This window comes from Streptomyces sp. NBC_00322 (assembly GCF_036147535.1).
Lineage (GTDB): Bacteria > Actinomycetota > Actinomycetes > Streptomycetales > Streptomycetaceae > Streptomyces.
The window spans coordinates 4,981,519-4,998,212 of sequence record NZ_CP108019.1; the positions used below are offsets into that span (position 1 = coordinate 4,981,519).

At 70.8% G+C, this 16,694-nt stretch carries 15 protein-coding genes; 9 read left to right on the forward strand and 6 right to left on the reverse strand.

The window, feature by feature from the left end; genetic code table 11:
* Positions 1–8: 8 nt before the first annotated feature.
* A complete protein-coding gene (locus OG905_RS22715) occupies positions 9–1,520 on the reverse strand; it encodes a class I adenylate-forming enzyme family protein (protein WP_328676527.1) in 1,512 nt (503 codons plus the stop codon).
* 159 nt (positions 1,521–1,679) lie between these two features.
* On the opposite strand from OG905_RS22715, the gene OG905_RS22720 reads away from it, so the two are divergent.
* From OG905_RS22720 to OG905_RS22735, 4 genes are all read left to right on the forward strand, one after another.
* Positions 1,680–2,873, forward strand: coding sequence for an amidohydrolase family protein (locus OG905_RS22720; RefSeq protein ID WP_328676529.1), 1,194 nt, complete (start codon positions 1,680–1,682; stop codon positions 2,871–2,873).
* Positions 2,873–4,006 (forward strand): acyl-CoA dehydrogenase family protein, encoded by a 1,134-nt coding sequence (locus tag OG905_RS22725; protein WP_328676531.1) that lies wholly within the window; start codon positions 2,873–2,875, stop codon positions 4,004–4,006. The genes OG905_RS22720 and OG905_RS22725 overlap by 1 nt, the downstream gene beginning before the upstream one ends.
* The gene (locus tag OG905_RS22730; RefSeq protein WP_328676533.1) at positions 4,006–4,929 is read left to right on the forward strand and encodes an acyl-CoA dehydrogenase family protein; all 924 of its coding nucleotides are present in this window, start codon (positions 4,006–4,008) and stop codon (positions 4,927–4,929) included. Before OG905_RS22725 ends, OG905_RS22730 begins: the two co-directional genes overlap by 1 nt.
* Positions 4,930–5,318: 389 nt before the next feature.
* Positions 5,319–5,786 carry an ATP-binding protein gene (locus OG905_RS22735; protein ID WP_328676535.1) on the forward strand — a complete coding sequence of 156 codons (468 nt, stop codon included), beginning with the start codon at positions 5,319–5,321 and terminating at the stop codon, positions 5,784–5,786.
* 3 nt (positions 5,787–5,789) lie between these two features.
* Here the strand turns inward: OG905_RS22735 and OG905_RS22740 are convergent, their stop codons facing one another.
* Positions 5,790–6,716, reverse strand: coding sequence for a cyclase family protein (locus tag OG905_RS22740; RefSeq protein WP_328676537.1), 927 nt, complete (start codon positions 6,714–6,716; stop codon positions 5,790–5,792).
* 86 nt (positions 6,717–6,802) lie between these two features.
* Here OG905_RS22740 and OG905_RS22745 point away from each other — a divergent pair, with 86 nt between their 5' ends.
* The 3 genes from OG905_RS22745 to OG905_RS22755 all read left to right on the forward strand — a co-directional run bounded on the left by OG905_RS22745 (position 6,803) and on the right by OG905_RS22755 (position 10,220).
* The gene (locus tag OG905_RS22745) at positions 6,803–7,714 is read left to right on the forward strand and encodes an SDR family oxidoreductase (RefSeq protein ID WP_328676539.1); all 912 of its coding nucleotides are present in this window, start codon (positions 6,803–6,805) and stop codon (positions 7,712–7,714) included.
* Positions 7,715–8,025: 311 nt separating this feature from the next.
* Positions 8,026–9,174 (forward strand): acyl-CoA dehydrogenase family protein, encoded by a 1,149-nt coding sequence (locus tag OG905_RS22750; RefSeq protein ID WP_328676541.1) that lies wholly within the window; start codon positions 8,026–8,028, stop codon positions 9,172–9,174.
* Positions 9,171–10,220 carry a Zn-dependent alcohol dehydrogenase gene (locus tag OG905_RS22755; protein WP_328676543.1) on the forward strand — a complete coding sequence of 350 codons (1,050 nt, stop codon included), beginning with the start codon at positions 9,171–9,173 and terminating at the stop codon, positions 10,218–10,220. Before OG905_RS22750 ends, OG905_RS22755 begins: the two co-directional genes overlap by 4 nt.
* Positions 10,221–10,228: 8 nt before the next feature.
* On the opposite strand, the gene OG905_RS22760 is transcribed toward OG905_RS22755, so the two are convergent.
* Positions 10,229–11,227, reverse strand: coding sequence for a GlxA family transcriptional regulator (locus OG905_RS22760; RefSeq protein ID WP_328676546.1), 999 nt, complete (start codon positions 11,225–11,227; stop codon positions 10,229–10,231).
* A 59-nt stretch (positions 11,228–11,286) separates the two neighbouring features.
* Between OG905_RS22760 and OG905_RS22765 the strand changes: the two genes are divergently transcribed.
* Entirely contained in the window at positions 11,287–12,639 is a 1,353-nt protein-coding gene (locus OG905_RS22765) for an MFS transporter (protein ID WP_328676548.1), read from the forward strand.
* A gap of 146 nt (positions 12,640–12,785) precedes the next feature.
* On the opposite strand, the gene OG905_RS22770 is transcribed toward OG905_RS22765, so the two are convergent.
* On the reverse strand, positions 12,786–13,376 hold the full coding sequence (locus OG905_RS22770; RefSeq protein ID WP_328682535.1) for a flavin reductase family protein: 591 nt from the start codon (positions 13,374–13,376) through the stop codon (positions 12,786–12,788).
* Positions 13,377–13,484: 108 nt separating this feature from the next.
* Here OG905_RS22770 and OG905_RS22775 point away from each other — a divergent pair, with 108 nt between their 5' ends.
* On the forward strand, positions 13,485–13,640 hold the full coding sequence (locus OG905_RS22775; RefSeq protein ID WP_328676550.1) for a hypothetical protein: 156 nt from the start codon (positions 13,485–13,487) through the stop codon (positions 13,638–13,640).
* Here the strand turns inward: OG905_RS22775 and OG905_RS22780 are convergent, their stop codons facing one another.
* Both OG905_RS22780 and OG905_RS22785 read right to left on the reverse strand, forming a co-directional pair.
* Positions 13,641–14,363, reverse strand: coding sequence for an enoyl-CoA hydratase/isomerase family protein (locus tag OG905_RS22780; protein WP_328682536.1), 723 nt, complete (start codon positions 14,361–14,363; stop codon positions 13,641–13,643).
* Between the two features lie 65 nt (positions 14,364–14,428).
* A complete protein-coding gene (locus OG905_RS22785; protein WP_328676551.1) occupies positions 14,429–16,660 on the reverse strand; it encodes an acetate--CoA ligase family protein in 2,232 nt (743 codons plus the stop codon).
* Positions 16,661–16,694 lie beyond the last annotated feature (34 nt).

A 16,694-nucleotide genomic window follows, 5' to 3' on the forward strand; every position in this document is an offset into this window, starting at 1 on the left:
GGCTGCGGTCAGGAATACCGCTCCCTCAGCTTGTACTTGAGCACCTTCCGCAACGTCTCGTTCCGCGGCAACCCATCCGTGATCTCCAGCTGCTCCGGCAGCTTGTGCACCGACAACCCCGCCCCCCGCAGATAGGACGTGACGGCGTCGAGCGTCAACTCCTCGGCGCCCGCCACCTGTTCCACCACCGCACACACCCGCTCCCCCCTCTCCGCGTCCGGCAGCCCGATCACCGCGACGTCCGCCACCCCCGCGTGCTCGTGGAGCAGGTCCTCGATCTCCTTCGCCGAGATGTTCTCGCCCTTGCGGATGATGACGTCCTTCAGCCGCCCGGTGAGGACGAGATGCCCGGAGTCCGTGACATGCCCGAGGTCGCCGGTGATGAAGAAGCCCTCGCCGTCGAACGCCGCGGCGGACTGGACCGGATCCAGGTAGCCCTGGCAGACGGCCTCGCCGCGCAGGCGGACCTCGCCGTCGACGATGCGTATCTCCATGCCCGCGGGCGGCCGGCCCTCCGTCGTGGCGAGGTTGTCGGCCGTGTCGTCGGGCGCGCCCATGGTGATCATGGGGACCTCCGTCATCCCGTACCCGTGGGTGAGCCCGCAGCCCATCTCGCGCACGACGGCGTGGTAGATCTCCGGCGGCTTGGGCGCCCCGCCCCCGGCCAGCAGCCGCAGGCTGGGGATCAGCGGCTGCCCGGGCTGTTTGCGCTGCTCGGCGAGGAACATCGAGTAGAACGCGGTGGATCCGCCGGCGACGGTCACCCCGTGTCTGCGGTAGTCCTCCAGCGCGTCGGGCAGCGCGAACTGCTCGAACATCACCGCGGGGAAGCCGTACAGCAGCAGCATCACCGTGTAGTCGGGCCCGGCGATGTGTGCGAAGGGGAAGGCCATCGAGCCGACGTCGTCGGCCGACAGATGCAGTGCGTCTGCCAGGCACGCGCCGCCCGCGATGAGGGAACGGTCGGTGTGCAGCACGCCCTTGGGTTCGGAGGTGGTGCCCGAGGTCCAGTAGATCCAGCGCACGTCCGTCCCGGATTCCGGCGGTGGTGGCAGGACCGCCGGATCGGCGTCGGGCAGCGTGTCGTACGCCGCGAAGACCAGCGGCGGTTCGGGCAGTTCCAGCGCGAGCCGGTGCGCCATGCCCGCGTGGTCGAAGCCGCGCCAGGTCCCCGGCACGGCGAAGAACGCGGCCTTGGACTCCCGTAGTGCGAAGCCGACCTCGCGGTCCCGGTAGAAGGGGATGACGGGCGACTGTACGGCGCCGATGCGGGCGAGCGCGAAGGAGAGCAGCGCCGTCTCGATCCGGGTCGGCAGCTGCCAGGCGACCACGCTTCCCGGCCGCACGCCCAGTTCGTACAGACCGGCCGCGACCCGCTCCGAGCGGTCCCGCAGTTCGCCGAAGGTGAGGCTGCGGCTCTCGTGGAGGAACACGGGCCGGTCGGGGGTGAGCGCCGCCCTGCGCCGGAGAAGTTCCCAGAGGGTGCGCGATGCGCCCAGGGCGTGTGCGGTCTCGTTCATGGTCCGTAACCCTCCATTGCTGACGGGTAGTCAGATCGTGCCGAGAGCGTAGGGCTCACCGCCTTGTCGGTCCAGGGGTGCGGGGCTAGCCTGATTTCTGACGGGTCATCAGATTCAGCGCTGTCCGGCGGCCGCACCGGGCACGGCGGAGGGGACACCATGACGGAACTGCCTCGGATCATCAGCGTCGACGACCATGTGATCGAGCCGGCCCACCTCTTCGAGACCTGGCTCCCGGCGAAGTACCGGGACCGCGGCCCCCAGCCGCTGACCGCCGGCATCGGCGAGCTCGCGTACGTCGCCGGGAAATACCAGATCACCATGGATCCCGACGGCCCCCCGACCGACTGGTGGATCTACGAGGACCTCAAGTTCCCGTACAAGCGCAATATCGCCGCCGTCGGCTTCGACCGCGACGACATGACCCTCGAAGGCATCACCCGCGCTCAGATGCGCCGGGGCTGCTGGGACCCCAAGGAACGCCTCGCGGACATGGACCTCAACCATGTGGAGGCGAGCCTGTGCTTCCCCACCTTCCCGCGCTTTTGCGGGCAGACCTTCGCCGAGGCCCACGACAAGGAGGTCGCGCTCGCCTGCGTACGCGCCTACAACGACTGGATGGTCGAGGAGTGGTGCGGCGACAGCGGCGGCCGGCTCATCCCGCTGTGCATCATCCCGCTCTGGGACATCGGCCTGGCCGTCGCGGAGATCAGGCGCAATGCCGCACGCGGCGTGAAGGCCGTGACCTTCTCCGAGATCCCCACCTATCTGGGGCTGCCGTCGATCCACTCCGGCTACTGGGACCCGTTCTTCGCGATCTGCCAGGAGACCGGCACGGTGGTGAACATGCACATCGGCTCCAGCTCCCAGATGCCCGCCGCATCCCCGGACGCCCCGCCCGCCGTGCAGGCCTCGCTCAGCTTCAACAACGCCATGGCCTCGATGATGGACTTCCTCTTCTCCGGCGTCCTGGTGAAGTTCCCGCGGCTGAAGCTGGCGTACAGCGAGGGCCAGATGGGCTGGATTCCGTACGCCCTGGAACGCGCCGACGACGTGTGGGAGGAGCACCGGGCCTGGGGCGGGGTGCGCGATCTGATCCCCGAGCCGCCCTCGACGTACTACTACCGGCAGATGTTCTGCTGCTTCTTCCGCGACAAGCACGGGATCGCGTCCCTCGACGTCGTCGGCCGTGACAACGCCACCTTCGAGACCGACTACCCGCACGTCGACTCGACCTTCCCGCACACCAAGGACGTCGCACTCGACCACGTCAAGGGCCTGGACGACGAGACGGTCTACAAGCTGATGCGCGGCAACGCGATCCGCATGCTCGACCTCGACCTGGATCGTTGATGGACCTCACGTACACCGAGGAGGAAGAGGTCTTCAGGGCGCGGCTGCGCGAGTGGCTGGAACTCTCGCTGCCGAAGCTGCCCGCCCGGCCCGACCCGCTGGACTGGCCGGGCCGCCGGGCGTACGACACCACGTGGCAGCGGATGCTGTACGACGCCGGTTACGCGGACGTCCACTGGGACGCGTCCCCCACCCAGCGCCTGATCTTCCTGGAGGAGACCGAGCGGGCGGGCGCGCCCTATGTGGGCGCGAACTTCGTCGGGCTGCTGCACGCGGGGCCCACGATCGCCGCCGAGGGCACGGCCGGGCAGCGCGAACGCTGGCTGCCGCCCGTACTGCGCGGCGACGAGATCTGGTGCCAGGGCTTCAGCGAGCCGGACGCCGGCTCGGACCTCGCCTCGCTGCGTACGAAAGCCGTCCGGGACGGCGACGCCTATGTCGTCACCGGCTCCAAGATCTGGACCTCGCACGCGGAGGTCGCCGACTGGTGCGAGCTGCTGGTGCGCACCGATCCGGACGCGCCCAGGCACCGCGGTATCTCCTGGCTGGCCATGCCGATGGACACGCCCGGGGTCACCGTCCGCCCGCTGCGGACACTGGCCGGGTCGGCGGAGTTCGCCGAGGTGTTCCTGGACGAGGTCCGGGTGCCGGTCGCCAACCGGGTCGGCGAGGAGAACGACGGCTGGCGCGTCACCATGGTCACCCTCTCCTTCGAGCGCGGCACGGCCTTCGTCGGCGAGGTCGTCGCCTGCCGCCGTACGCTCGGCGAACTGGCCGCCGCCGCACGGGCGAACGGCACCTGGGACGATCCGGTGCTGCGCCGCCGGCTCGGCCGACTGGGCGCCGATTTTTGCGCGCTGTGGCGGCTCATCCAGTGGAACGTCAGCGAGTCCCAGCAGACGGGCGGAGTACCCGGCATCGGCGGCTCGGTCTTCAAGCTCCGCTACTCCCACGCGCGACAGGAGCTGTACGAGGCGGCCGCCGAGGTCCTCGGACCCGATGCCTTCGACCTCGACCGGCAGTGGGCCGCCGACCGGCTCTCCTCGCTCTCGTACACCATCGCCGCAGGCACCTCCCAGATCCAGCGGAACATCGTCGCCGAGCGGATCCTCGGCCTGCCGAAGGGGCGCTGATGGACTTCCGGTTGACCGACGACCAGCGTGCCCTTCAGAGGGGCGTACGGGAATTGCTGGCGGGCCGCTTCGGGCCCGAGGCGCTGCGGGCCGCCGTGGACCGCGGAGGCACGGTCGACCGTGAGCTGTGGCGCGAGCTCGGCGCGGCCGGATTCTTCTCGCTGCGCCTGCCCGAGGCTCAGGGCGGTGCCGGGCTCGGGCTGCCCGAGGCGGCCCTGGTCTTCGAGGAGGCGGGCCGGGCGCTGCTGAACGGGCCGCTGGTGGCGACCCATGTGGCCGCCGAACGGATCCCGGAGGCGGCGGACGGCACCTGCGTCGTCACCTGTGCGACCCAACTGCGCTCGCTGATCCCGCACTTCGCCGAGGCGGATGCGGCCCTGGTGATCCACGGCACCGGGATACGCAAGCGGGACCCGAAGGATCTGCCCCACACCCGTCCCGTGCGGTCCATGGACCCGCTCACTCCGGTGCACCGGATCCCGGACGGGACGCCGAAGGCCCCGCCGCGCCCGGACGCCGTGCTCCTGACCGCCGCCGAACAGCTCGGCAGCGCCGCCCGCACCACGGAGACGGCCGTGCGATACGCCAGGGAACGCGAACAGTTCGGGCAGCCCATCGGCGGCTTCCAGGCAGTCAAGCATCTGTGTGCCCAGATGCTCGTACGCACGGAACTGGCTCGCAGCGCCGTCTACGCGGCCGCCCTCACCGAGGACTTCATCGAGATCGCCGGCGCCAAGCTGCTCGCCGACGAGGCCGCGGTGCGCAATGCCCGCGACTGTCTTCAGGTGCACGGCGGGATGGGCTTCACATGGGAGGCGGACGTGCATCTGCATCTCAAACGGGCCTGGCTGCGCGGGCAGATGTGGCTGACCGCCGCGGAGGCGGAGGAGATCCAGGCGGATGCCTTGGCCTCAGCACTCTGAAGCGTCACTGAGCGTCGATACCGGGTTGTGTCCTTGGGACGACTCGTCACGGGCCGGAGTCGGGGTCACGCTCCGGTACCCTCCGTGGGATGCGAGTGCTTCCGAGGCAGGATTGTCACGGTGTTGCCGGTGCGGCGGCTCCGGGCCCGGGAATGCGCGCCGCTCGCCCCCTGCGAGTACGGGCTGCGAGCCTCTGTTCGACTCCCCGCAACGTGCGTCGCACAGTATGCACCACGGGTACTCCTTCGCGCTGGAATATGCCCGAAGCGCTTGTTGCGGTGACTGTACGTCAACCATGCTGTCTCGTAACGGAGTCACGTTCGGTGACCTGGTCGAGGACCTTGTCGATGCGCGAGGCGATGTGTCCGCCGGTTCGGATGGTGTGAGCGGTGCAGGTGCTTCTGGTTCAGTTGGAAGTCGGGCCCGACCCGGCGGAGGTGGGACGAGCCCGTAGGTGGGCGCGATCGCGGCTCGCAGGGTCCGGGATAGGGGACGACGAGCCGCTGGCCGAGACACTGATCCTGCTGATCTCGGAACTGGTCACCAACGCGGTCGTGCACACCGGCTGTCCGGCGGTCCTGCGCATGCTGTTCGGCGCGGGAGTGACCGAGGCCGGGACGGTACGGGTGGAGGTCGCCGACATCAGCGCCTGCCCGCCGCAGCCGCGGCACGCCGAGGGGGACGACACCAACGGCCGCGGCCTCGAACTCGTCGACGGACTCGCCGACCGGTGGGGCTGGCAGCGCGAGGGCGTCGGTAAGTCCATCTGGTGCGAGGTGGACCGGTGCGAGGTGGACCAGGGCGCGCCGGGGACTGTGTACGAGCCCGGAGTGCGGGGCTTCGTCACCACCCCGTAGGACTCACAGGACCGCGACCGGAGCAACGGGGGTTCCGGTGGCGCCGACGAACGGCTCGGGCATCGCGGACAGCAGGAATGCGTACCGCGTCGCCTCCGCACAAGCTGTGGACAGGCTCTCCAGGTTCCAGTTCTGGCCCTGGAGCATGCCCATCTCGACGAGATCGAGGGCGTGCACGGGCAGCCAGAGGTCCTCGATCTCCGGCGGGAAGATCTCGAAGGTGAGGGTGTCGTTCGCGACGGCGGCGACATCGTGGGCGTGGAACCACTCGGGGGTGCGGACCGACAGGCCCGGGGACGGATAGCCGTAGGCGTGCTTGTCGCCGCCGAGGACGACCTGGATCTGTCCCGTCCGTACGAGAACGATGTCACCGGGCCCGACGGCGACACCGCCGAACTCCGCGGCCTCGTCCAGATCCTCGGGCGTCACGGCATGCCCGCCGGGCAGCCGGTCCAGCCCCTTGGCGCGTGCGACATCGAGCAGGACACCGCGGGAGACGATGTACGGGGCCTTGTCGATGCCGCTGAACTGCGCGCGGGTGTGCGGGGTGATGGTGTCGGCGGGACGGCCGTTGTAGATCTTCCCCGAGTGGGAGACATGGGTCAGGGCGTCCCAGTGGGTCGCGGCCTGGAGCCCCATGGTCACGGCGTCGTCGCTGGTGGCGACGGTGCCGGGTCCGAAGAGCTCCTGGTTGATCTGGACCATGGTGTGCAGGGGGTTCACCCGGCCCGGGATGACACCGGTCTGGATGCCGTCCTGGTGGAGGGGGAGGGCGAGAGGTACGCGACGCCCGCTGCGGACGGCCTCGGCGGCGGCTCTGACGACCTCGTCCGTGATCAGGTTCAGCGTGCCCATCTCGTCGTCGGCGCCCCAACGGCCCCAGTTGTTCACGCGTTTGGCGATCTCGTGGAACTCGGCCGGGAGTGACATCGGGCTGCCTCCTGGGGCTTGTGCTCGAGTATCTGACTGACCGTAGAATCTAACGGTCCGTCAGAAACCGCGGGAAGGGGCCGGACGTGGGGAACTTCTTGGCAGGCAAGGTCGTCGCCGTCACCGGCGCGGGCCGCGGCATCGGCCGGGCCGTCGCCCTGGCCGCGGCAGCGGAAGGGGCGCGGGTCGTCGTCAACGACTACGGCGTCTCCATCGGCGGCGGCGAGCCGACGTCCGAGATCGCTTCGGCGGTCGTCAAGGAGATCGTCGCGGCGGGCGGCGAAGCGGTCGCCGTCGCCAACGACATCTCCACAATGGCCGGGGGCCAGCGGCTCGTGGACGTCGCGCTCGCCGAGTACGGGCGGATCGACGGAGTCGTGTGCGTGGCCGGGATCCTGCGCGAGCGGATGCTCTTCAACATGTCCGAGGAGGAGTGGGACCAGGTGGTCGCCACACATCTGAAGGGCACGTTCACGGTCTTTCGGGCTGCGTCCGCGGTGATGCGCAAACAGGGCGCCGGAACGCTGATCGGTTTCACCAGCGGCAACCACCAGGGGAGCGTGGCGCAGGCCAACTACTCCGCGGCGAAGGGCGGCATCATCTCGCTCGTCCGCAGCGCGGCGCTGGGCCTCAACAAGTACGGCGTCACGGCGAACGCGGTCGCGCCGGTGGCTCGTACGCGCATGTCCGCGAACGTCCCCATGGAGCTCAAGGAGATCGGCGAGCCGGAGGACGTGGCGGCGCTGGTCGTCTACCTGCTCTCCGACCCCGCCCGCGAGGAACGGATCACGGGCCAGGTCTATACGATCGCGGGCCCGAAGATCGCGGTGTGGGCGCAGCCGAGGGAACTGAGGGCGGGGTACGCGGAGGGCGGCTGGACCCCGGAGAGGATCGCGGACTTCCTGCCGGGGACGGTGGGGGTGGATCCGATGCCGATGCTGGCGCGGCTGGAGGAGATGGCGAGGGCGGCGGAATCGGGCGCCCGCCCGAACGCGTGACGGGGCCGCGCCTCGGTCGCCTGCGGCGGGCTTCACCCCACCCCGCCCTCCCCCTACGGCCTGGCGGCCGTGGGAGGTACCCCCATCCCGTAACCGGGGGCTCCGCCCCCGGACCCCCGCGCCTCAAACTCCCCCAGACTTCGTCCGGGGGGACCCCCACGGGGCTGAATTTCAGCCCGTCCGGCGATTGAGGACATGCGGCCGAAGGCCGCATACGGGGGTTCGGGGGCGAAGCCCCGGACGGGGTCTGGGGCTTCGCCCCAGTTACGGGAAGCGGCGGGGTGGGGGAAACACAACTCCTAGGAGACAACGTGGACTTCGAGTTCGGCCCCGCCGACGACGCGTTCCGCCACGACGCCCGCGCCTGGCTCACCGCGCACGTGCCCCGCACCGCCACCCCCCGCACCTGGGAGCGCCTGCTCGGCCGCGACGGCTGGATCGGGATCGGCTGGGCCGAAGCCGGGTACGGCAACCGGCAGGCCCGCCTTACGCAGCAGGTCGTCTGGGCCGAGGAGTACGCCCGCGCCGCCGCCCCCGCCCGCGTAGGCCACATCGGCGAGAACCTGCTCGCGCCGACGCTCATCGCGCACGGCACCGACGAGCAGAAGGCGCGCTTCCTGCCCGCGATCGCCCGCGGTGACGAGCTCTGGTGCCAGGGCTACAGCGAACCCGGCGCCGGATCCGATCTCGCCGGGATCAGGACCGCCGCGGTCCGGGACGGGGACACATACCGGATCGACGGACAGAAGATCTGGACCTCACTCGCCCAGGACGCCGACTGGTGCTTCGTACTGGCCAGGACCGAGCCCGGCTCGCAGCGCCACCACGGACTGTCGTTCCTGCTCGTCCCGATGGACCAGCCGGGCCGCATCGAGGTACGTCCCATCCGCCAGATGACCGGCACGAGCGAGTTCAACGAAGTCTTCTTCGACGGCGCCGAGGCCCGCGCCGAGCATCTCGTCGGCGGCGAGGGCAACGGCTGGCGCGTCGCGATGAGCCTGCTCGGCTTCGAGCGCGGGGTCTCCACGCTGACCCAACAGATCGGATTCGCCGAGGAGTTGGAGCGCGTGATCCGGCTGGCCCTGGAGAGCGGCGCCGCCGGTGACCCCGTGCTCGCGGACCGGCTCGTCTGCCAGTGGGCCGAGCTGCGCGTCATGCGCTGGAACGCCCTGCGCACGCTGGGCAGTTCGGATGATCCCGCCGACCCCGGCGCCCCCAGCGTCGCCAAACTGCTCTGGGGCGGCTGGCACCAGCGTCTCGGCGAGCTCGCCATGGCCGTCCGGGGCGCCGCCGCGGCCATCGGCCCGTACGACTGGAGCCGTAAGTGCCCGTACGAACTCGACGCACTCCAGCGCCTGTTCCTCTTCACCCGCGCCGACACGATCTACGGCGGCTCGGACGAAATCCAGCGCAGCATCATCGCCGAGCGGGTGCTCGGCCTACCGAGGGAGCCCCGATGAGAGGCGTCGTCTTCGACGGCAAGCAGCCCCAGGTGGTCGACGATCTGGAGATACGGGAGCCGGGGCCCGGCGAGGTGCTGGTCGCCGTCGCCGCCGCCGGGCTGTGTCACAGCGATCTCTCCGTGATCGACGGCACGATCCCCTTCCCCGTGCCGGTGGTCCTCGGGCACGAGGGCGCGGGCGTGGTGGAGGCGGTCGGCGCGGGCGTCGGCCATGTCGTGCCCGGCGACCATGTCTCGCTTTCCACGCTCGCCAACTGCGGCGCCTGCGCGGACTGCGACCGCGGCCGCCCCACGATGTGCCGCAAGGCGATCGGCCGTCCCGGCCGTCCGTTCACGCGCGGAGGCGAACCGGTCTTCCAGTTCGCCTCCAACTCCGCCTTCGCGGAACGCACGATCGTCAAGGCCGTCCAGGCGGTGAAGATCCCCTCCGAGCTGCCGCTGACGTCCGCCGCGCTGATCGGCTGCGGGGTTCTGACGGGCGTCGGAGCCGTACTGAACCGCGCAAAGGTGGAGCGCGGCGACACCGTCGTCGTCATCGGGACCGGCGGCATCGGGCTGAACGTCATCCAGGGCGCCCGGATCGCGGGCGCGTCCGCGATCGTCGCCGTCGACTCGAACCCGGCGAAGGAGGCCGTGGCCCGGCAGTTCGGGGCGACGGACTTTCTCCCGTCGGCCGACGGGGTGCGGGACATTCTGCCGACCGGCGCCGACCATGTCTTCGAGTGCGTCGGGCACGTCGGCCTGATCCGGCAGGCGATCGAGCTCCTCGACCGGCGCGGGCAGGCGATTCTGCTGGGGATGCCGTCGGCGACGGCGGAGGCGTCCTTCGTGCCCGCGGCGATGTTCCTGGACAAGTCCATCCTGGGCTGCCGTTACGGCTCCTCGCGCCCGCAGCACGACATCGCCCTGTACGCCGAGCTGTACCGGCAGGGCCGGCTGCTGCTGGACGAGCTGGTGACCGAGACGTATCCGGTCGAGGACTTCGCGAAGGCGGCGGACGACGCGCACCACGGGCGGGTGGCGCGCGGCGTGCTGACTTTCTGAGCCGCTCCTCAGCCTTCAGCGGCGGCGCGGAAAGCGCGCCGGTACGCGGTCGGCGGGACCCCCAGCGCCGCCTGCAGATGCTGCCGCATCGACTGCGCCGTGCCGAAGCCCGCGTCCCGGGCCACCTGGTCGACGGAGAGATCCGTGGACTCCAGCAGATGCCGGGCCCGCTCCACGCGCTGCCGCGTCAGCCACTGCCCGGGGCTGATGCCCGCCTCCTCGCGGAAGCGGCGCGTGAACGTCCGTACCGACATGGACTCCTGGTCGGCCATGTCGCGCAGCTGGATCGGCTCGTGCAGCCGGCTCAGCGCCCAGGCTCGCGCGCCGGTGGTGGTCGCCAACTGCGGTTCGGGGACGGGCCGGTGGATGTACTGGGCCTGCCCGCCGTCGCGGTGCGGCGGTACGACGGTGCGGCGCGCGACGTCGTTGGCGACGGCCGTGCCGTGGTCGCGCCGCACGATGTGCAGGCACAGATCGATGCCCGCGGCGACGCCCGCCGAGGTGAGGACGTCGCCGTCGTCGATGAAGAGCACGTCGGCGTCGACCTTGACGGAGGGGAAGAGCCGCTGGAAGTGCTCGGCGGAGGACCAGTGGGTGGTGGCGGGCCGCCCGTCGAGGTATCCGGCGGCGGCGAGGACGTAACCGCCGGTGCAGATGGAGACCATGCGGGTGCCGGGACGGATGTGTGCGAGCGCGCCGGCCAGCTCTTCGGTGAGCCGGCCCTCCTCGTAGACGGGACCCAGTTCGTACGAGGCGGGGATGACGACGGTGTCCGCGGTGGCGAGGATCTCCGGGCCGTGCTCGACGTGGATGTCGAAGTCGGCCTCTGTACGGACGGGTCCCGGGCGCAGCGAGCAGGTGACGATCTCGTAGAGCGGATGGCCGTCCGCGTCCTTGGCGCGGCCGAAGATCCGGTGCGGGATGCCCAGCTCGAAGGGAAGCAGCCCGGTCAGGGCCAGCACGACCACCCGATGCCTCTTGATCCGATGCGTTGTGACGTCACCCATGGCCCGATCCTATCGAATGCTGTCCCTCGGGCCACTCGATGGCGGGGATCCGCCCCCGGATGCTGAGTGACGTGAACGAGACAACCGCCCCGCACCACAGCCCGCCCGCCCTCCGTCGTCCTCCTCGTATTCACCGCGCCTGGTTCGTCGCCGTCGTCACCTTTGTGACGATCATCGGCGCCGCGGCGTTCGCGTCCCTGCCCGGTCTGCTGATCGAGCCGCTGCACGAGGAGTTCGACTGGTCGCGCGGCACGATCGGCTTCGCGGTCTCGGTCAATCTCGCGCTGTACGGGCTCACCGCGCCGTTCGCCGCGGCGCTGATGGACCGCTTCGGCATCCGCCGGGTGGTCGCCGTGGCCCTGTCGGTCATCGCGCTCGGCTCCGGGCTGACGGTCTTCATGACGACGTCCTGGCAGCTGGTCCTGTACTGGGGAATCCTGGTCGGCCTGGGCAGCGGCTCGATGGCGCTGGCCTTTGCCGCGACGGTCACCAACAGATGGTTCGTGCGGCGGCGCGGTCTGGTCACCGGCATCCTCACCGCGGCCGGCGCCTCGGGCCAGCTGGTCTTCCTCCCCCTCCTCTCCTGGCTGGTCGAGCACCACGGCTGGCGCCCGGCCGCGATCACCGTCGCGCTCTCGGCGCTGGCGGTCGTCCCCTTCGTCTGGCTGCTGCTGCGCGACCACCCGGCGGACGTGGGGATCGCGGCGTACGGCGCGGAGGGCTTCACCCCGAAGCCGGGCCCGGTTCCTGGCGCGGCCCGCCGAGCGCTCAAGGTGCTGTTCCGGGCGGCCCGCACGGGGCCGTTCTGGCTGCTCGCGGGCACTTTCGCGATCTGCGGCGCATCGACGAACGGCCTGGTCAAAACCCACTTCGTGCCCGCCGCCCACGACCACGGCATGCCGATCACGGCGGCCGCGTCGCTGCTCGCGGTGATCGGTGTCTTCGATGTCGTCGGCACGATCGCGTCGGGCTGGTTCACCGACCGCTTCGAGGCCCGGCGGCTGCTGGCGGTCTACTACGCGCTGCGCGGCATCTCCCTGCTCTTCCTGCCGATGCTGCTGGCACCGTCCGTCCACCCGCCGATGCTCTTCTTCATCATCTTCTACGGCCTCGACTGGGTGGCGACGGTCCCGCCGACGATCGCCCTGTGCCGCGAGCACTACGGCGAGGACAGCGCGATCGTCTTCGGCTGGGTCCTGGCCTCCCACCAGGTGGGCGCGGCGGCGGTGGCCTTCGCGGGCGGCGTGGCGCGGGACGTGTTCGGCTCGTACGACGTGATCTGGTACGCCTCGGGCGCGCTGTGCGCGGCGGCGGCACTGATGGCCCTGGTCATCCGCCGCAGACCCCTGGCCCCGCTGCCGGCGGCGCTGCCGGTCTCCCTTGTGAAGGGTGCGCCGGACCCGGTTGCCTGACGCGTTCACGGGAGGCGCTCACGGAGGTCCCGCTCCCGGCCTCGGCCGTTCAGCGGGCGAGGAGGTCTCGAAGTTGCTTGAGGACCCCGCTACCGCCTCCGGCGTCATGGGTGAGCAGATAGAACCGAGGAGGGGGAGTGCCGCCCTCACGTGATGAAGCGGCCGAACTTCCCCCGGTGGAAGAGCAGCGGCGTGGCCTCGTCCGCCGCTCCGAGCGCCGCCACCCGGCCCACCACGATCAGATGGTCGCCGCCGGTGTGCACGGCCTGGATCGTGCAGTCGATCCAGGCCGGTACGGACTCCAGGCGCGGCGACCCGGTGGCCGGTGCGCGGTCGTACGGGACGCCGGCGAACTTGTCCGCGCCGCTGACCGCGAAGCCCCGGCATAGCTCGCCCTGGTGCGCGCCCAGGACGTTGACGCAGAAGGCGCCCGCGCCGGCGATGCGCGGCCAGGTCGTCGACGTACGGGCGACCATGAAGGCGATCAGCGGGGGATCGAGTGAGAGTGAGGCGAAGGACTGGCAGGCGAAGCCGGCCGGGCCCATCTCGTCGTACGCCGTGACGACCGTGACGCCGGTCGCGAAGTGGCCCAGTACGCGCCGGAATTCACCCGGGTCGACGGGCAGCCGCTCGTCGTCACCGACGGCCCGCAGGTCCGGGCGCGGCAGGGCGTCGAACGGCTCGGTGGCCGTGGGGGCCCCGACCGACCTGAGGTATCGGACGGCGGTGGCCGCCATCCCTGCATGTCCCATCACATCAGCCATTGAAGCTGACGCATCGTCAGATTGGAAGGGGATCGGCCGAGCAGCAACTATCCGTGAGCCCACGGCGTCCCACAGGGGCAGGTGGATGGGGCTTCGTGTCTCCCCGGCTCGGACGGCATCCTCCGTACGACGGGGCGGTTCGGAGACCCGAAGGTGTATTTCAGCACGGGCGGTCCCGAGTCGGCGGGTGGCCGTGTCGAGATGGTCGTCTACCGCGGAGACGTGGACGGCGGCTGACTACAGCCCCCGGTACCGCGGAGTCCGGCGTTCCACGAAGCTCGCCACGCCCTCGTTCGCGTCCCTCGTCGTCATGTTGATCTCCTGCGCCGCCGCCTCCGCGGCGAAGGCCGTGGCCAGGTCCGACTCCAGCGACGCGTTCACCAGCTGCTTGGTGAGCGCGAGAGCCCGCGTCGGTCCGGCCGCCAGCCGGTCCGCCCACTCGCGGGCCGTCTTCTCCAAGTCCTCCGCGGCGACGACCCGGTTGACCAGGCCGATCCGTTCCGCCTCGGCCGCCGGGAGCGCGTCGCCGAAGAACATCAGCTCCTTCGTGCGCTGCGGTCCGATCAGCCGGGGCAGCAGATACGCCCCGCCGCCGTCCGGGACGAGGCCGCGGCGTACGAACACCTCGATGAACTTGGCGGTTTCGGCCGCCAGGACCAGATCACAGGCGAAGGCCAGATGCGCGCCTATGCCGGCGGCGGTGCCGTTCACCGCGGCGATCACGGGCTTCTCGCAGTCCAGTACCGCGCCGATCAGCCGCTGCGCCCCCAGCCGTATCGTCCGCGCGACGTCCCCGGCGACCCGCTCCCGGCCGGTCTGCGCGGTGCCGCGCAGATCCGCGCCCGCGCAGAAACCCCGGCCGGTGGCGGTGATGACAATGGCCCGGACCTCCGGGTCGGCGGACGCGGCGTCGAGCAGTTCCATGATCCTCTCCCGCTGGTCCCGGGTGACGGCGTTCATCGCCTCGGGGCGGTTGAGGGTGATCCACCAGACGCCGCCCTCCGCGCGGTGCAGCAGATCGCCGCTCACCGGCACACCGCCAGCGCGTCCAGTGCCACCGCGCCCTGACCGCGCGGCAGCACCATCAAGGGGTTGATGTCCAGCTCGGAGAGCTCGTCGCCCAGTTCGAGGGCCATCCGCTGGATGCGCAGCACGACTTCCACCAGCGCGTCCACATCCACCGGCGGCCCGCCCCTGACCCCGTCCAGCAGGGCGCGCCCACGCAGTTCGCCGAGCATCGCGCGTGCCTGGTCCTCGCCGAAGGGAGGAACGCGTACGGCCGCGTCGTGCAGGACCTCGACCAGCACCCCGCCCAGGCCCACCGTCACCGTCGGTCCGAACAGCGCGTCCTGGGTCACGCCGACGACCATCTCGACGCCCCGTTCGACCATCTGGCAGACCAGGATCCCGTCCAGGTCCACGTCCTCGTAGCGTGCGATGTCGGTCAGCTCGCGATAGGCGTCACGTACCTGGCTGGCCGAGGTCAGCCCGACCTTGACCAGGCCCAGTTCGGTCTTGTGGGCGAGCTGCGTCCCGGACGCCTTCATGACGACGGGGTAGCCGACCAGGCCCGCGGCCCGGACCGCCGCCGCCGCGCTGGTCACCAGCTGTTCGCGCGGCACGCGGATGCCGTACGCCCGCAGCAGCGACTTCGCCGCGTGTTCGCTCAGCTGCTTGCCCGGGCGCATCAGCGCCTGCGCCTTGCGGAAGGAGGGGGACGGGGTGCGCGGCGCCTCGTCGAAGGGCGAGAGGTAGCCGGTGGTGAAGCGGTGGTGGTCCAGATAGGCGCGGACGGCCGTGATGCAGTTGCCGAAGGTACGGAACGTGGCGAGGCGCGAGGACCCGAGCAGCGTCTCGCGGTACGCCGCCTCCGTACCCACCGGCGACCCCCACACCACACACACCAGCTTGTCCGTGGCCTCCGCGGCGTCCACCAGGTCCTGGGCCAGCTTGTCGCTCATCGGCGGGAACGGGCCGGTGATGGGACAGATCAGCACCCCGACGGACGGGTCGTCGAGTATCGCGTCGATGATCTTGCGGCCGCGCCAGTCGCCCACCGGGTGCCCGCCGTTGTCGACGGGGTTCGCGACGCTCAGATACTCCGGTATCCAGGTGTGCAGTTCGGCCTGCTTGGCCTCGGAGAGCCGCGGGAGCTTCAGCCCGGCCGCCGCCGCCAGGTCCGAGAAGTGCGCGCCCGTGCCGCCGGAGATCGAATAGACGACGACGCCGTCGGCCACCGGCCTGCGCGCCCGCGCCAACAGCGCGGCGGTGTCCTGGAGTTCGTCGAGCCCGTCCACCCGGATCACCCCGAACTGCCGCATTGCCGCGTCCACCACCTGGTCCGCGCCGGTCAGCTTGCCGGTGTGCGAGGCGGCCATCCGCGCGCCGGTCTCGGTCCGCCCGACCTTGACCGCGACGACCGGGACTCCGCGCTGCGCGGCCCGGTCGGCGGCGAGCAGGAAGGAGCGGCCGTCCTTGATGCCCTCCACGTAGCAGGCGATGGCCCCGACCTCGGGTCGCTCGGCGAAGTACGAGATGAAGTCGGCGGTCTCCAGATCGGCCTCGTTGCCGGTGGGCGCCCAGTGGGAGAGCCGTATGCCGAGCTCCTGCAGGGCGAAGACGGGCCGTCCCTGGTGCCCCGACTGGGTGATCAGCGCGATCGCCGGTCCTTCCAGGTCCTCCCGGAACTTCTCGAAGGCGTTGAGATTGGTGTTGGGCCCGAGCAGCCGCAGCCCCGACCGCTCCACCGCGGCCGCCAGCCGCGTCTGCGCCGCCGCGCCCTCCTGGCCGGTCTCGGCATACCCGGATGCGAAGGCGACGGCGAACTTCACCTTGGCCTCGGCCAGTTCCTCGATGACCGGCAGCGGATCGCCGACCAGCAGCACGGCGAGATCGACCTGCTCGGGCAGCTCGGCGACGGAGGGCACACAGCGCAGTCCGAAGACGCTCTCCCGGGAGGGATGCACGGGGTACAGCCGCGCGCCGACGCGCCGGGCCCAGTCGACGAGCTGCCGGGTGATACCGGTATTGGGCCGCCCGTCGGCGTCGGACGCCCCGACGACGGCGACGGACGCGGGCCGGAAGAAACGGTCCAGATCAGGCACCGGCGCGTACAACGGCCGTCCGCTGACATCCAGATCGCCGTCGACCGCGGTGATGGCGGCCGTGTCATGGACGGCGTTGCGGGGCTGTTCCCCGCAGGCCACCACACGTGCGCGGAGGTCGGAGGTGAGGGTGCCGTGGGTAGATCCAAGCATCGCTGTGCCCCGCTCCTGCTCGTTGGCGGTTAAC

What these genes read in the sequence shown, in the direction of transcription:
- OG905_RS22760 (WP_328676546.1), bottom strand. Translation starts at nt 11,227, where the DNA reads ATGGGTGACGTCACAACGCATCGGATCAAGAGGCATCGGGTGGTCGTG.
- OG905_RS22765 (WP_328676548.1), top strand. Translation starts at nt 11,287, where the DNA reads ATGCTGAGTGACGTGAACGAGACAACCGCCCCGCACCACAGCCCGCCC.
- OG905_RS22785 (WP_328676551.1), bottom strand. Translation starts at nt 16,660, where the DNA reads ATGCTTGGATCTACCCACGGCACCCTCACCTCCGACCTCCGCGCACGT.
- OG905_RS22740 (WP_328676537.1), bottom strand. Translation starts at nt 6,716, where the DNA reads ATGTCACTCCCGGCCGAGTTCCACGAGATCGCCAAACGCGTGAACAAC.
- OG905_RS22780 (WP_328682536.1), bottom strand. Translation starts at nt 14,363, where the DNA reads ATGAACGCCGTCACCCGGGACCAGCGGGAGAGGATCATGGAACTGCTC.
- OG905_RS22715 (WP_328676527.1), bottom strand. Translation starts at nt 1,520, where the DNA reads ATGAACGAGACCGCACACGCCCTGGGCGCATCGCGCACCCTCTGGGAA.
- OG905_RS22720 (WP_328676529.1), top strand. Translation starts at nt 1,680, where the DNA reads ATGACGGAACTGCCTCGGATCATCAGCGTCGACGACCATGTGATCGAG.
- OG905_RS22725 (WP_328676531.1), top strand. Translation starts at nt 2,873, where the DNA reads ATGGACCTCACGTACACCGAGGAGGAAGAGGTCTTCAGGGCGCGGCTG.
- OG905_RS22770 (WP_328682535.1), bottom strand. Translation starts at nt 13,376, where the DNA reads ATGGCGGCCACCGCCGTCCGATACCTCAGGTCGGTCGGGGCCCCCACG.
- OG905_RS22755 (WP_328676543.1), top strand. Translation starts at nt 9,171, where the DNA reads ATGAGAGGCGTCGTCTTCGACGGCAAGCAGCCCCAGGTGGTCGACGAT.
- OG905_RS22730 (WP_328676533.1), top strand. Translation starts at nt 4,006, where the DNA reads ATGGACTTCCGGTTGACCGACGACCAGCGTGCCCTTCAGAGGGGCGTA.